This is a genomic window from Arthrobacter sp. 01T419 (assembly GCF_056398865.1).
This window is the reverse complement of record NZ_JBFTQF010000007.1, coordinates 111,089-125,034: the sequence shown is the minus strand read 5'-3', so window position 1 is coordinate 125,034 and position 13,946 is coordinate 111,089. Positions and strand designations below refer to the sequence as shown.

General features: G+C 64.0%; 13 protein-coding genes. 1 reads left to right on the top strand and 12 read right to left on the bottom strand.

Translation table 11 applies throughout. The features are described 5' to 3' along the window. Positions 1–20: 20 nt before the first annotated feature. The 9 genes from AC1DLO_RS12855 to AC1DLO_RS12815 form a co-directional block, all read right to left on the bottom strand. Entirely contained in the window at positions 21–2,171 is a 2,151-nt protein-coding gene (locus AC1DLO_RS12855) for a 3-hydroxyacyl-CoA dehydrogenase NAD-binding domain-containing protein (protein WP_476890185.1), read from the bottom strand. Continuing rightward, a complete protein-coding gene (locus AC1DLO_RS12850) occupies positions 2,168–3,442 on the bottom strand; it encodes a thiolase family protein (protein ID WP_476890184.1) in 1,275 nt (424 codons plus the stop codon). Before AC1DLO_RS12850 ends, AC1DLO_RS12855 begins: the two co-directional genes overlap by 4 nt. A gap of 314 nt (positions 3,443–3,756) precedes the next feature. Beyond that, on the bottom strand, positions 3,757–5,145 hold the full coding sequence (locus tag AC1DLO_RS12845; RefSeq protein ID WP_476890183.1) for an HRDC domain-containing protein: 1,389 nt from the start codon (positions 5,143–5,145) through the stop codon (positions 3,757–3,759). A gap of 68 nt (positions 5,146–5,213) precedes the next feature. Then, a complete protein-coding gene (locus AC1DLO_RS12840; RefSeq protein ID WP_476890182.1) occupies positions 5,214–5,888 on the bottom strand; it encodes a DUF3000 domain-containing protein in 675 nt (224 codons plus the stop codon). A 61-nt stretch (positions 5,889–5,949) separates the two neighbouring features. After that, complete coding sequence (locus tag AC1DLO_RS12835) at positions 5,950–7,062, bottom strand: threonine aldolase family protein (RefSeq protein WP_476890181.1); 1,113 nt, start codon at positions 7,060–7,062, stop codon at positions 5,950–5,952. A gap of 9 nt (positions 7,063–7,071) precedes the next feature. Continuing rightward, positions 7,072–7,812 carry an SDR family NAD(P)-dependent oxidoreductase gene (locus AC1DLO_RS12830; RefSeq protein WP_476890180.1) on the bottom strand — a complete coding sequence of 247 codons (741 nt, stop codon included), beginning with the start codon at positions 7,810–7,812 and terminating at the stop codon, positions 7,072–7,074. Beyond that, entirely contained in the window at positions 7,812–9,188 is a 1,377-nt protein-coding gene (locus AC1DLO_RS12825) for a DUF6421 family protein (protein ID WP_476890179.1), read from the bottom strand. The genes AC1DLO_RS12830 and AC1DLO_RS12825 overlap by 1 nt, the downstream gene beginning before the upstream one ends. 188 nt (positions 9,189–9,376) lie before the next feature. Continuing rightward, positions 9,377–9,868 (bottom strand): peptide-methionine (R)-S-oxide reductase MsrB, encoded by a 492-nt coding sequence (msrB, locus tag AC1DLO_RS12820; RefSeq protein WP_260404916.1) that lies wholly within the window; start codon positions 9,866–9,868, stop codon positions 9,377–9,379. Between the two features lie 13 nt (positions 9,869–9,881). Continuing rightward, complete coding sequence (locus tag AC1DLO_RS12815; protein ID WP_184739137.1) at positions 9,882–10,373, bottom strand: hypothetical protein; 492 nt, start codon at positions 10,371–10,373, stop codon at positions 9,882–9,884. Between the two features lie 151 nt (positions 10,374–10,524). Between AC1DLO_RS12815 and AC1DLO_RS12810 the strand changes: the two genes are divergently transcribed. Beyond that, positions 10,525–11,775 carry an alpha/beta hydrolase family protein gene (locus AC1DLO_RS12810; RefSeq protein WP_476890178.1) on the top strand — a complete coding sequence of 417 codons (1,251 nt, stop codon included), beginning with the start codon at positions 10,525–10,527 and terminating at the stop codon, positions 11,773–11,775. A gap of 47 nt (positions 11,776–11,822) precedes the next feature. Here AC1DLO_RS12810 and ybaK read toward each other — a convergent pair whose 3' ends face one another. The 3 genes from ybaK to AC1DLO_RS12795 form a co-directional block, all read right to left on the bottom strand. Continuing rightward, positions 11,823–12,314: a Cys-tRNA(Pro) deacylase gene (gene ybaK / locus AC1DLO_RS12805; protein WP_476890177.1), complete on the bottom strand. Its 492-nt coding sequence runs from the start codon at positions 12,312–12,314 to the stop codon at positions 11,823–11,825. Positions 12,315–12,332: 18 nt separating this feature from the next. Beyond that, positions 12,333–12,788: a SufE family protein gene (locus tag AC1DLO_RS12800; RefSeq protein WP_184739143.1), complete on the bottom strand. Its 456-nt coding sequence runs from the start codon at positions 12,786–12,788 to the stop codon at positions 12,333–12,335. Positions 12,789–12,889: 101 nt separating this feature from the next. Continuing rightward, a complete protein-coding gene (locus tag AC1DLO_RS12795) occupies positions 12,890–13,813 on the bottom strand; it encodes a sulfurtransferase (protein WP_184739145.1) in 924 nt (307 codons plus the stop codon). Positions 13,814–13,946: the final 133 nt, after the last annotated feature.

Genomic DNA, 13,946 nt, shown 5'->3' with positions numbered 1-13,946 from the left:
CGGGCAGGCCAGCCGGAAAGCTAGCCCGCGGCCGGCTTCGAAGCGATTCCGGGTGCCAGGAAGCGTTTGCCGTTGACACGCTCGGAAGCGCCCACCCGGTCCAGATACGGTGTGATCCCGCCCATGAACATCGGCCAGCCGGCACCGAGGATCACGCAGAGGTCGATGTCTTCCGGCCCGGCCACTACCCCTTCAGCCAGCATGAGCCCGATTTCCTCGGCGAGGGCGTCCTGGGTTCGGCGCAGCACTTCCTCGGCCGTTGACGGTGTGGTGCCGAAGGACATGAGTGCCAGCGTCTCTGCCGGGATGACAGGCGTTCCATCAGGACCAGGTGCCCAGAGCGACTTCACACCGTTGTCAATCAGCTTCTGCAGGTTCTGGGACACCGCAAAACGCTCGCCGAAGGCCGCATGTAGCGATTCCTGGACGTGCTGGGCCACTGGAAGGCCCACCATTGCGCTGAGGGTGAACGGACTCATTGGCAGGCCCATCGGGCGCAGCGCCGAGTCGGCGACTTCCGCCGGTGTCCCTTCGTCGAACGCGGCAATGACTTCGCCCATGAGCCGCAGCAAGATCCGGTTGACGACGAAAGCGGCTGCGTCCTTGACCAGCACGGCTGTCTTCTTCAAGCCCTTGGCGAGCTCGAACGCGGTGGCCAGCACGGCGTCGTCGGTCTTCGGGGCACGCACGATTTCCAGGAGCGGCATGACCGCAACCGGGTTGAAGAAGTGGAAACCGACCAGACGCTCCGGGTATTGCAGATCTTCGGCCATCGCGGTCACGGACAGCGAGGACGTGTTGGTCGCGAGGATGCACTCGGGGGAGACGATGGCCTCCACCTCGGCGAACACCTGCTTCTTGACGTTGAGTTCCTCGAAGACTGCTTCAATGACGAAATCGGCGTCGGCGAATGCCTCCTTGGAGACGGAACCGCTGACGAGGGCCTTGGTCCGGTTGGCGGCGTCGGAGCTGATCCGTTTCTTGCCAAGCAGCTTGTCCACTTCCGCATGGACGTAGGCAACTCCCTTGTCCACGCGCTCCTGGTCGATGTCCGTCAAGACAACAGGCACCTTGAGCTGGCGTGCGAAGAGCAAGGCGAGCTGGCTCGCCATCAGGCCGGCACCCACGACGCCGATCTTCGTCACCGGACGTGCGAGCTTGCGGTCCGGCGCACCTGCGGGCCGTTTCGACCGTTTCTGTACGAGGTCCAGGAAGGCGTAGACGGTGGAGCGGAACTCTTCCGTCTGCATCAAGTCTGCGAGCGTGTCGCATTCCAGGGCCGCGGATTCGACTTTGCTCATGGTGCGGTTGGCCTCAAGGATATCCAGCACCTTGGCCGGAGCCGGTGAAGCGTTCGACGTCTTGGCTTCCACGAACGCGCGGCCTGCTGCCACGGCGCCCGTCCAGCGTTCGGCAACGGCAGGATCCGCCAGATCCACGGAGTTGCTCCGCTCCGGGATCGTCTCGCCGGCAATCACTTTCGCGGCCCAAGCAATGGACTGCTCCACGAAATCTGCTGGTTCGAAGATCGCGTCGGCAATGCCGAGCTGGAAGGCCTGTGGGCCGGTGAGCGTGCGGTTGTTGCTCAGCGGGTTCTCGATCATGACCTTGACGGCGTTTTCCGGGCCGATGAGGCGGGGAAGGATGTAGACGCCGCCCCATCCCGGGACAAGTCCGATGAACGCTTCAGGCAACCCGAGGGCGCCCGCGCCGGTGGAGACCGTGCGATAAGTGGACTGGAGGGCGATTTCGAGACCACCACCGAGGGCGAGGCCATTGATGAAGGCAAAGCTGGGGACTCCCAGATCCGCGAGCGTCGCGTAAACGTCATGGCCCAGCTGGGCCATCCACTGGCCGTGATCCCGCTCTTCAAGCCGTTTGACCGCGGAAAGATCCGCTCCCGCCACGAGGAAGTATGGCTTGCCCGTGACGCCGACGCCGACGATCTCGCCGCGCATGGCGCGCTCCTTGAGGCCTTCAAGCACCGTGCCGAGCTCCACGAGGGTATTGGGTCCAAGGGTGGTGGGCTTGGTATGGTCAAGCCCGTTGTCCAGGGTGATCAGGGCGAACGTTCCGGCGTTGCCGGGGAGTTCGATGTCTTGGACGTAGGAGTGGGTCACTGTCTCGTCCGGGAAAAGTCCGGCCAGTTTCTGGAATTCGGCGGCGCTCATGCTGCGGCTCCCTCGGTAGCTGTGTTGGCGGAGGTTTCTGTTGCGCTGTTGTAGTTAACGTGGTGCGGGTTCTCCCAGATCACCGTGGCGCCCATGCCCAAGCCGATGCACATCGTGGTGAGCCCAAAGCGGACTGACGGGTCTTCTTCGAACTGGCGCGCCAACTGGTTCATGAGCCGCACGCCGGAGGATGCAAGGGGATGCCCGACGGCGATCGCCCCGCCGTAGCGGTTGACGCGCGGATCGTCGTCGGCGATCCCGAAGTAGTCCAGGAAGGTCAAGACCTGCACAGCGAAGGCTTCGTTGATCTCGAACAGGCCGATGTCCTCGATGCCGAGTCCGGCGTTCTTGAGGGCCTTCTCGGTGGCCGGAACCGGCCCGATACCCATGACTTCGGGTTCGACGCCGGCGAAGGCATAGGAGACCAAACGCATCTTCACGGAAAGACCTAGTTCTTCGGCAGCCTCGGCGGAGGCAAGGAGCGCCGCCGTCGCCCCGTCGTTCAAACCGGCGGCATTGCCTGCGGTGACGCGGCCGTGGGCCCGGAAAGGCGTGCGAAGCTCTGCGAGGTCATCCACGGTGGTCCCGGGGCGTGGCGGCTCGTCGGCAGTGTTGACTGTCCAGCCTTGTTCTGGCTTCATCGTGGCGACAGGGACCAGGTCCGGCTGGATCTGGTCCTTATCGTAGGCCGCCGCAAGTTTTGCCTGCGAAGCCGCCGCATAAGTGTCCGTGCGCTCTTTGGTGATCGCCGGGAAGCGATCGTGGAGGTTCTCGGCCGTGTTTCCCATATTCAGCGCGGCTGGATCCACGATCCGCTCGGACATGAACCGTGGGTTCGGATCCGCACCGGACCCCATGGGGTGATTGCCCATGTGCTCTACGCCGCCGGCAATCACGACGTCGTACGCGCCGAAACCGATGCCGCTCGCCGTCGTCGTGACCGCAGTCATTGCGCCGGCACACATGCGGTCGATCGCAAAGCCGGGCACGCTGCGGGGGAGGCCGGCCAGGAGGGCGGCGGTGCGGCCGATGGTCAAGCCCTGGTCGCCGGTCTGAGTGGTGGCGGCGATGGCGACTTCGTCAACCCGCTCGGCGGGGAGAGCCGGATTGCGGCGCATCAGTTCGCGAATGCACTTGACCACGAGGTCGTCGGCGCGGGTGCCTGCATAGATGCCCTTTTCGCCCGCTTTCCCGAAGGGCGTCCGGACACCGTCCACGAAGACGACGTCGCGGACTGCCCGCGGCTTGGCGCTGTTCCCGGTATGGCTCATGTGTGGCTCCTCGTTGAGACATGGATCCCGGACAGTCCTCATAGGGGAAGCCGGTGTCATTCACAGCTATGTTACTCGTGGGTAACTTAGCGCGCAAGGCGATCCATTTCGGACGCTCACTCACATATATCGCCTTCCTGCGGGATCCTCGCTCACATCTATCGCGGAGTGCACCTGGAAAAAGCCCATATGTGAGCGGGCGTCATGCCGGAGGGTCCGATATGTGAGCGCGCGTCACAGGGGGACGGCAAAGGCCTGCCTCTGGACCATTCGGTCCGGCGGCAGGCCGTCCGCGCTCTCTGCGGGCCAATTGATCAGGAACGTGCACTGTCCTTCTCGTCCCGGTTGTTGCCTTGGCTTTCGTCGTGGGATTTCGGAGCGGGGTTCCGAGGCTCTTTGGGTTCCTTCGGCGGCAGCGGCTGTGGATTCAGTGACGCCTCGGTGAGGATCGGCGCCGTGATGGCGATTTGCCATTCCCGGGCGCCGAGGGCGCGCAGCTCTTCCGACACGGACTCGACCGTGATGACCGACGGCGGCCGCCACAGCACGCGCCGCATGTAATCCGGCGTGAGCAGGTTCTCCACGGGAAGTTTGAGCTCGTCGGCCGCCACCTGGAGCCGTGGACGGGCAGTGCCCAGGCGCGCTGCGGCCTCGGGATCCCGGTCCGTCCAGACGCGCGGTGGCGGGGGAGCATTGGTTGGAAGATGCAGCGGAGGAAGGTCCTCGGTGTTCTTTACAGCGGCGATGCAGCGCAGCCAGCGCGGTGCTTCCCGCTGTGCGGCCCGACCGTGGAAGCCCTTGGTGGCCAGGAGCTGCGGAACGGTGGTGGGCATGGCCTTTGCCGCGGCGACCAAGGCTGAATCGGGAATCAGGCGGCTCGGAGCAACGTCACGCTTGCGTGCCAACTGGTCCCGTTCGTGCCACAGCTCGCGTACGGCTGCCAATTGGCGGCGATCACGGATCTGGTGCAGGCCGGAGGTCTTGCGCCACGGATCGACCCGGGGGGCCGGGAGCCCGGCCGCGAGGATGCCGGCGAATTCCTGCTCGGCAAATTCGAGCTTCCCATCCGCTTCCAGGAGTTCGATGAGTTCTTCGCGTAGCTCGGCGAGGACCTCGACGTCGAGGGCCGCGTACCGCAGCCACGGTTCGGGAAGGGGGCGGGTGGACCAGTCGGCCGCTGAGTGTTCTTTAGCGAGGCCAAAGCCCAGGAGTTGCTCGATGACGGCTGCGAGGCCGACCCGGGGCAGCCCTGCAAGCCGTGCGGCGAGCTCGGTGTCGAAGAGCTTGTCCGGCCACATGCCTAGTTCGGCCAGGCACGGAAGATCCTGCGTCGCGGCATGCAGGATCCACTCGACGCCGCTCAGCGCTTCGTTGACGATCTTCAGGTCGTCGAAGGGCTCGGGGTCGATCAGCCAGGTACCTGCGCCGTCACGCCGGATCTGTACCAGGAAAGCGCGTTGTCCGTAGCGGAACCCGGAGGCGCGCTCTGCGTCGACCCCCGCGGGGCCGGTTCCTGCGGCGATGGCGGCGGCGCACCGCTCCAGGCCGGACATGGTGTCGATGACAAGGGGTACGCCCTCGCGTGGTGCATCCAGGTCGATGATTTCGGGTATCCGGCCCTCAAAGCCGTCTACCGTGATGTGTGGGGTGGGATCAGCAGCCGGAGCGCCGGCTGTGGTGGGTTCCAGATTTTCAGGGGTCATGGTGCCTTCAGTTTACCGACTCTGTTCGGGGCCGGTCCGGCCGGGATTCCAGCGAGCTTCCAGCTCTTTCATGTGAGCCGCCGATGTGGCAGCGGCGTGACGCCGGGAGGCAGGGGAGGGAGGCCTGCGAACGTGCAGACCATGTCGCACCACGCCTCCAAGTGCGCCTGGGCATCGGAAGACGCTGGTGTCCACGAGGCGCGGAGTTCGATGTCGATGGTCTCCGGCCTTTCGGCCAAGGTGCCGAAGCTCTCGGACAGGATGCGTGTGGCCGTTCCCCCCGCCGCCCGGTACTGGGCGGAATGGCTTTCGAGAGCATCCACGAGCCAGGTCCAGGCCACGGAACCGAGCATAGCGTCGTTGCCCATGTCGGCTTCCAGCTGGGCCCTGATGTAGGTGACGATCCGGAATTCCCCGTCCCACACCGCCGAGCCGTCCGGATCATGGAGGAGGATGAACCTGCCTGTCGCGAGTTCATCGTCTTCGTCATCCGCCGTACCGGCGGAACCGGAGGCGCCGGGGGTGTTTTCTTTGGTAAATGCGATGGCCGCCGGGCCATGGACAGGAGTTCGGCCAGGACGCGTCGAGCGGCTGAAAACCTCCGCCCCCAAGGCCACGGCATAGGGGGCCAAGCGGGAGGGCGCCGGAATCTCCGCGAGCCGCAGCTCACTCCGGCACTGTGCTTTTCGTAGCGTTCCCAACGCATGCAAGAAATCCGCGGGAACCTGTGCGAGTGCGTTCACCTTCGCAGATTATGTGTCCGAGGCGGCGAAAGCTTGAAGCCACGCCGCCCCGTCCAGCGGCCTATGCCGAGGCCAGCTCACGCTTGATTGCGGCAACGAAGGAATCTATGTCCTCTTCCGTGGTGTCGAAAGAACACATCCAGCGCACTTCGCGGTTCGCTTCGTTCCAGTCATAGAACTTGAAAGACGAGCGAAGGCGGTCGGCGACGCCGGCCGGCAGCACCGCGAAGACCCCGTTGGACTCGGTGGCCTGCGTGGGTTCCACACCGTCGATGGAATCCACCGCGGCACGCAGCCGCGCGGCCATGGCGTTGGCGTGTGCTGCCGAGCGAAGCCACAGCCCGGACTCCAGGAGCGCGATGAACTGGGCCGAAATGAAGCGCATCTTGGAGGCCAGCTGCATGTTCATCTTGCGGAGGAACTTCAGCCCATGTGCGGCCTCCGGGTTTAGCGCCACCACTACCTCGCCGAACAGCAGCCCGTTCTTAGTGCCGCCGAAGGACAAAATGTCTACACCGGCGTCGCGGGTGAACATCCGCAAGGGCACGCCAAGGTGGGCAGCAGCATTGGAGAGCCGGGCGCCGTCCATGTGCAGTTTCATGCCCTTGGCATGGATGTGGTCGGCGATCGCCCGGATTTCTTCCGGCGTGTAGCACGTGCCGAGCTCCGTAGTCTGCGTGATGGATACGGCCAGCGGCTGCGCACGGTGCTCGTCGCCCCAGCCCCAAGCCTCACGGTCGATCAGCTCGGGAGTCAGCTTGCCATCCGGAGTAGGGACCTGGAGGAGCTTGATGCCGCCGATCCGCTCCGGTGCGCCGTTTTCGTCCATGTTGATGTGGGCAGTCGAGGCGCAGATGACGGCACCCCAGCGCGGCAGCAGTGACTGCAGCGACAACACATTGGCCCCAGTGCCATTGAAGACCGGGAAACACTCGATGCCGGCGCCGAAGTGCTGCTCCATGACTTCCTGGAGCCGCTCCGTGTACTGGTCCTCACCGTAGGAGACCTGATGGCCGCCATTCGCTGCTGCGAGGGCCGCAAGGATTTCAGGGTGGACTCCGGAGTAGTTGTCCGAAGCGAATCCGCGGACCGAGGGATCATGGAGGCGTCCTGCGGCTTCGGTGTCCAGGCCGGCCGGGAATTCTTTTGTAATGCTCGTCACTTGTTCATTCACGCTTTCAGTCTATTTGGCCAGGAGGAGGCGCTGTCCGTTCAGTTCCGCTGCCGGCTTGTCGAAGAGCTCGACGGCGGCCGCCGCCAGATCCTCGACGTCCGTGTATCCGGGGAATTTCCGCTCGGGATGTTCCCTCCGCATCGCCGCGTCCAGGAGTGACTTGACCACAAAGACGACGGCGGCGCTGTGCTGTTCCGTGGGTTCGTCCGTGTTGCCTGAGTTGCCTGCTTGATCGCGACGGAACCCGTCGGCCACGGCCAGGGTCCAGGTCTCCGCGGCAGCCTTGGCCGCCGCGTAGGTGGCGGCTCCCGCAGTGGGCGCGGCGACCGCCGTCGAACTCACCATGGCGAAGCGTCCCCTAGGGGAGGCCTCAAGATCCTTGTAGAAGACCCGCGAAACGTTCCTCAGCGTGGTGATGGCGCTTTGTTCAAGAGCGTCCCAGTCCTCGTCGGGCTGGTCTTCGATTCCCTTGGCACCGCGCCATCCGCCCACGAGGTGGATGACGCCGTCGATCCGTTCTGCGCTTCCGCGGATTTTCGAGGCGAGCTCGCGCACCGACGCCAGTTTTGAAAGATCGCAGACGAGAGGGACAACGCGATCGCCCGCTTCGGCCGCCGCAGCCTTGATACGGGCGTCGTCCGAACCGACGGTAAATACCTGATGCCCGGCAGCCGCGAAAGCGCTGGCGACGGCGATGCCCGAGGAGTTGCTGCCGCCTGTGACGACGACGGTCAACGGATCGCCGGCCATCAGGCTGCGGTCAGTCCGGTAGTGCCGGTGATGCCCGTGGTTGACTCGATGATGGGACGCATTTTCTTCTCCAGTGCTTCGTAGAACATGGACAGGGGGAATTCATCGTCGAGGACCTGGTCGGTAAGGCCGCGGGGCGGCCCGTCGAGTGGCAGTGCCTCTGGGCCCTTCGCCCAGACCGAGGCCGGGTGCGGAGTGACCGTACTGGAAATGAGCTTATATGCAGCGAGCCAGTGGGCGGCCTTGGGGCGGTCGATGGAGCGCCAGTACAGTTCCTCGATCTGCGCGCCGAGCTCGACGACGACGGCGGCGGCTTCGTCCCAGTCGATGCTGAGCTTGCTGTCGGTCCAGTGCAGGACGTGGTGCTGGTGCATCCAGGCGAAGAGGAGCTGGCCGCCCAGTCCGTCGTAGTTGCGGACCCGGTTGCCCGTGATGGCGAAGCGGAAAATACGGTCGAAGATGACGGCGTACTGGACGAGCTTGGCGTGGCGTCGGGCGTCGGGCGAGGCTTCCTCATCCTTCTCGATCCGGACGGATTCACGGAAGGCCGTCAGGTCGCAGCGGAGTTCTTCGAGCGAATAGAGGAAGAACGGCATGCGCTGCTTGATCATGAAGGGGTCGAAGGGGAGGTCCCCGCGCATGTGGGTGCGGTCATGGATCAGGTCCCACATGACGAAGGTCCTCTGCGTGAGCTCCTGGTCATCCAAGAGCTCGGCGGCATCTGCGGGCAGCTGCAGGGATGTTGTTGTCGCGGCTGCCTTGAGGACACGGCGGAAGCGTGCGGCCTCGCGGTCGGCAAAGATGGCACCCCACGTGAAGGCAGGCGTCTGGCGAACTGCGACGGTCTCGGGAAAGAGAACGGCCGAATTGGTGTCGTAGCCCGGGGTGAAATCCAGGAAACGGATGGGCACGAACAGCTTGTTTGAGTAGTCGCCGGCCTCCAATGCGCCGATGAACTCGGGCCAGATCACCTCGATCAGGACGGCTTCCACAAGACGGCTGGTGCTGCCGTTCTGGGTGTACATGGGGAACACCACGAGGTGCTGGAGCCCGTCTTCGCGGTGTTCCTGAGGCTGGAAGGCCAGCAGCGAGTCGAGGAAGTCCGGGACTCCGAACCCGGCGTCGGCCCAACGGCCGAAATCCGTGACGAGGAGTTCGAGATAGGCAGCGTCGTGCGGGAAGGCGGGAGCCAGGCTCTTGATGGCCTCCATGATGGTGGCTGTGTATGCCCGGGCGGCCTCGTGGTGGAGGGCATCCTGGATGGAACCATCTTGGCCCTGGAACGCCTGGAGGGCAGTGGCTGCGGCCTTCAGGGAGATCCAGTCCCGGTTGTCCGAGGTGATGCGCGGACGAGTGGTGGTAACGGTGGTGGTCATCGTTGACGGTGCCTTTCCTCAAGAATCGTTGTTCTGAGGTGAGCGTAGCAAGCGGCCAGAGTCGCTAATTCAAAAGTGGCTTGAGCATAAGAAACTCTTGTTCAAGTGCTTCCGGCAGCCCCCGCAAGGTCCAGCCCGGGGAGGGCTGGCCGCGGGGACCGCCGGCTACTTGGGGTTGCCGATTGGAATTACTGCCCGGCCGGGGACTCGACGAGCTTGAGCGAAACGGAATTAATGCAGTACCGCTGGTCCGTCGGCGTACCATAGCCCTCGCCCTCGAAAACATGGCCCAAGTGAGAATCGCAATTAGCGCAGCGGACTTCTACGCGATCCATGCCCAAGGTGCGGTCATGGATGTACCTGACGGTGCCCTCTGCGAGAGGTGCCCAGAAAGAGGGCCAACCGCAATGCGAATCGAATTTCTCATTGCTGGTAAAAAGCTCCGCGCCGCAGGCACGGCACTGGTAGACGCCGGCAGTATGTGTGTCCCAATATTCACCCGTATAGGGGCGTTCCGTCCCGGCCTCGCGAAGAACCCTGAACTCTTCCGGGGTAAGTTCTTCGCGCCACTCAGCGTCCGTCTTCTCCACGCATTGCCCGTCCTTGGGGACTTCTTGGAGGGGTACCCCGGCCAAGGGATCCGCGGCTTGGAAGTACTTCCTGTTATCTGCAGTACTCATGCTCTCTCAACGCTCACGAGTCGCCGATAAATCCCGAGCCCGCGTATAGATGCAGCACGGGTAGTCCCAACTGGTCCTGGGCCTTGTTCGCCCAATCTGTATGGAAGGTATCGGCAATAGCGTGCGGGCGGGTGACCACCACTGCCTGTGCGGCGTTAAGGGCCTTGACCTTGGATACCAAGCCGGCAACTGCACCGCCGTCCACGATTTCACCTGTGACCCCGCCACCTAGACCCTCCAAGGTAGCGAGGGAGGCCGACAAGGCTTCCGTGGCCTGCGCCCGCTCCGATTGGGGATCAGGTGCCTCTGCGACGAGGTCCCGGAAGGCCTTGGCCACTTCAAGCATCGAAAGGTTTTCGAGGAAGTCGACCAGCAAGTGCCGTTCGGTGTTCGCCGGCACCAGCACCACCAGGGGCGAGTCCCCGCCGTCGAGCAGTTTGGCAATATTGACGCGGTCGTCCGGGCCGAGAGGCTCTTCGGTAAGGATGACGATTGGATCACTCATGGCTACAGCGTAGACCTGAGCCGCTCCGGGTGGCATGGTTTGGCCCGGCAATTCTGTCCCGGCTGTGGAGCTGCCGTGGTTGTGCCTCCTCGACAGCACACAGACAGAACGGCTGTTCAAAGCACAGCCTCGCAACCGGGACAATGGTCACATGGCATCCAAGACCCTAGCTGAGCCGGCCGTCGAGAACGGTGCGAAAATGTCCACCCGCGCTAAATGGGCTGTCGCGGGGATCATCGCTGGAAGCGGCATTGCCGGCCTGCTGGGCGCCGGATCTTCGGCGCTCGCAGCCTATTTCGCCCGGCGCATCATCACCCCCTCGGTACGGGAGGCGGACCAGGAAGTACTGGCGGTGGTGCGCAGTGACAACGGACTTCAGGTCATCCTTGCAGCTACCCCGGACACCACCATCGATGGAGTGTTCAGCCTCTTTTTCGCCGAGGGGACCGGGTTTGCGCGGATCGGCCGGATCGTGTCCTATTCGCCCGCAGAGCGCACCGTGCAGCGCGAAGTAGAGGAGGTCTACAGCGGGGACCTGTCTACAGCCCGTCGCGGTTGGTGGAGCGGCGCCGTCTTTAACTCCCCTGCGGCACTTGGCTTGGACTCGAAAGACGTAAAGATCGATGTCGAGGGCGGCCAAGCCCCGGCGTGGCTGATCCCTTCCGGTGCGGGAAAGCCCGCAAAGGTGTGGGCCATCATGGTCCATGGCCGCGGTGCTACGCGCCTCGAAGGCCTGCGCGCGGTGCGCGCCGCACGCAAACTCGGACTCGACAGCCTGCTGATTTCCTACCGGAACGACGGCTTGGCACCCTCTGCCCCCGACGGGCGATACGGCCTGGGGTCTACGGAATGGCGCGACGTCGATGCAGCCATTGAGTACGCGCTCGCCCATGGCGCGCACGAGGTGGTCTTGTTCGGGTGGTCAATGGGCGGCGCAATCTGCCTGCAGACAGCTGACCTTTCCCACCACCGCCATGTCATCAGGGCCATGGTTCTGGACGCGCCGGTGATCAATTGGGTCAACGTCCTTGCACACCACGCCCAAATCAACAGGATTCCCTACGCTGTGGGCCGCTACGGGCAGCTGATGTTGGCGCACCCCCTCGGCCGACGCCTCACCGGCCTGGCCGCCCCCGTTGACTTGAAAGCGATGGACTGGGATTCACGTGCCGTCGAACTCCGGACTCCGACGCTGGTGATCCACAGTGTGGACGATGAGTACGTTCCCTACGGACCTTCAGCCAGTCTCGCCGAAAAGAATCCGGACATGGTCACGTTTGAAGCGTTCGAAGGAGCGCGACACACCAAAGAGTGGAACGTGGATCCGCAGAAGTGGGAGCGGCTGGTGCACGCGTGGTTGGCGCCGAGGCTCGCGCCGCGGAGCGGGCCGCCGTCCGTTTGACCTGTAGTCCTAGGGCTTAGGCGCCTACGGGAGCCTCTGAGCGTTTGTTAGTGGCTCCCGATCGGGGCAGTCCGGGCGTTCGTGAGCCGGATCAGGTCCGCAGGATCCAGTTCAATGTCGAGGCCGCGCCGTCCACCGGAAACAAGGACAGTCCCGAAGGCCAACGCCGATTCGTCAAGCACAGTGGGCGATGACTGACGTTGGCCAAGGGGCGAAATCCCGCCCAACACATATCCGGTGCGCCGCTCGGCCGCTTGGGGATCGGCCATGGTGGCCTTCTTCGATCCAAGCACGGCGGCGATTGCCTTGAGGTCAAGGGTTCCACTGACCGGAACGATGCCCACTGCAAGCTTGCCCTCGACGTCCACCATCAAGGTCTTGAACACCCTGTCAGGATCGATTCCCAGGACCTCGGCCGCCTCAAGTCCGTAGCTGGCCGCCGACGGATCATGCGCGTACGGGTGGAGGGTGAAAGAAACGCCGGCCGCAGCCAGTACGGCTGTGGCCGGCGTTCCCTGTGAAGCCTGTTTCTTGGCCATTCTCGGAGGTATCCCGGATCAGGACAGCAGGCGGTCCGCTGCGGCGACCTTGCGCTTGATGCGCCCCAACATGGCGGTCATGCCACGCATGCGCAGCGGCGTGATGGCCCGCGTGAGGCCAAGCAGTTCCGGCATGTCATCCGGAACTGCCAGGATCTCCGCGGCCGTCAATCCGTCCAGTCCCTCGTGCAGGACACCCGCGAAACCACGCGTGGTTGGCGCTTCCGGTGGTGCCTTGAAGAACAAACGGTAAGCGACGCCGTCGGCGTTCTTTTCCTGTTCAATGGTCAGGAACAGCGGCGACTGGCACTCCACCACTTGCTCCAGGAGCTCCGGGTGGTCCAGCAGCCGTTCCGGCAGGGCCGGGAGTCCGCGGGAGAACTCAAGCAACAACTGAAGGCGGTCCGGCTCGGTCAGTGCCTGGAAGTCATCGACAATTTCCGCCAACGCGGCGGGCAAGGTATTGGTACTCATCACTTCCAGCTTACGCAAGTCAGGGCCGGTCCGGCGCCCGTTACTTCAATATGGCCAGGCCAATATGGCAGGCCGATATGGCAAGGCACAGGGAATCAGGGTTACTTTCCGGCAAGGACGGGGACCGTGCCCCGCTCCGCGCCCTTGACGATCGGGACGCGTACGGCATTGCCCCATTCGGTCCAGGAACCGTCGTAGTTGCGGACCGTTTCGAAGCCGAGCAGGTACTTCAACGCGAACCAGGTGTGGCTGGAACGCTCGCCGATGCGGCAGTACGCCACGACGTCGTCGCCCTCGGCGAGGCCGGCTTCGCCGAGGTAGAGAGCCTCAAGTTCCGTGCGGTTGCGGTATGTGCCGTCCTCGGCCGCAGCGCGTGCCCACGGGATGGAAGCGGCGGTGGGAATGTGGCCGCCGCGCAGGGCGCCTTCTTCGGGGTAGGCCGGCATGTGCGTGCGCTGGCCCGTGTATTCCTCGGGGGAGCGGACATCGATCAGTGGCTTTCCAAAGTGAGCCAGGACGTCATCCTTGAAGGCGCGGATCGGGGCATCGTTCCGTTCGATGACCGGGTACTCGCCCGGAACCGGCTGGGGGACGTCGGTGGTGATATCGCGGCCCTCGGCGATCCATTTGTCGCGTCCACCGTCCAGGAGCCGGACGTCTTCGTGGCCGAATAGCGTGAAGACCCAGAGGGCGTACGCGGCCCACCAGTTGGACTTGTCGCCGTAGATCACCACAGTGGTGTCGCGCGAGATGCCTTTTGCGGCCGCCAGGGTTGCGAAAGCCGCGCCATCGACGTAGTCCCGGGTGACTTCGTCGTTCAAGTCCGTGTGCCAGTCGATCTTGACTGCGCCTGGAATATGGCCGGTCTCGTACAGGAGGACGTCTTCGTCGGATTCGACAACCACCAGCTTGCCGTCGCCGAGCGCGCCGCCTTCAAGGGCTGCGGCAAGCCACTCGGTGGACACCAGACGCTCGGGGTGGGCGTACGCGGCGAACTTCTCGTTCTGTTCAACGGGGTAGGACATTGGTATGGCCTTTCACTGACACTTTCACTGACACCGGGCGGCGCCGGGCATGAGGACGTGCCCGGCATTGATCCCACATTATCGAGGGCGGGGGACTAAAGCTCTTCCTCGTTCATATGGTGAAATATGGCCT

Bases quoted from the DNA above. Each gene is read 5' to 3' on its own strand.
- AC1DLO_RS12800 (WP_184739143.1), bottom strand. From the start codon at position 12,788: ATGAGTACCAATACCTTGCCCGCCGCGTTGGCGGAAATTGTCGATGAC.
- AC1DLO_RS12850 (WP_476890184.1), bottom strand. From the start codon at position 3,442: ATGAGCCATACCGGGAACAGCGCCAAGCCGCGGGCAGTCCGCGACGTC.
- AC1DLO_RS12845 (WP_476890183.1), bottom strand. From the start codon at position 5,145: ATGACCCCTGAAAATCTGGAACCCACCACAGCCGGCGCTCCGGCTGCT.
- AC1DLO_RS12855 (WP_476890185.1), bottom strand. From the start codon at position 2,171: ATGAGCGCCGCCGAATTCCAGAAACTGGCCGGACTTTTCCCGGACGAG.
- AC1DLO_RS12830 (WP_476890180.1), bottom strand. From the start codon at position 7,812: ATGGCCGGCGATCCGTTGACCGTCGTCGTCACAGGCGGCAGCAACTCC.
- AC1DLO_RS12795 (WP_184739145.1), bottom strand. From the start codon at position 13,813: ATGTCCTACCCCGTTGAACAGAACGAGAAGTTCGCCGCGTACGCCCAC.
- AC1DLO_RS12810 (WP_476890178.1), top strand. From the start codon at position 10,525: ATGGCATCCAAGACCCTAGCTGAGCCGGCCGTCGAGAACGGTGCGAAA.
- AC1DLO_RS12815 (WP_184739137.1), bottom strand. From the start codon at position 10,373: ATGAGTGATCCAATCGTCATCCTTACCGAAGAGCCTCTCGGCCCGGAC.
- ybaK (WP_476890177.1), bottom strand. From the start codon at position 12,314: ATGGCCAAGAAACAGGCTTCACAGGGAACGCCGGCCACAGCCGTACTG.
- AC1DLO_RS12825 (WP_476890179.1), bottom strand. From the start codon at position 9,188: ATGACCACCACCGTTACCACCACTCGTCCGCGCATCACCTCGGACAAC.
- msrB (WP_260404916.1), bottom strand. From the start codon at position 9,868: ATGAGTACTGCAGATAACAGGAAGTACTTCCAAGCCGCGGATCCCTTG.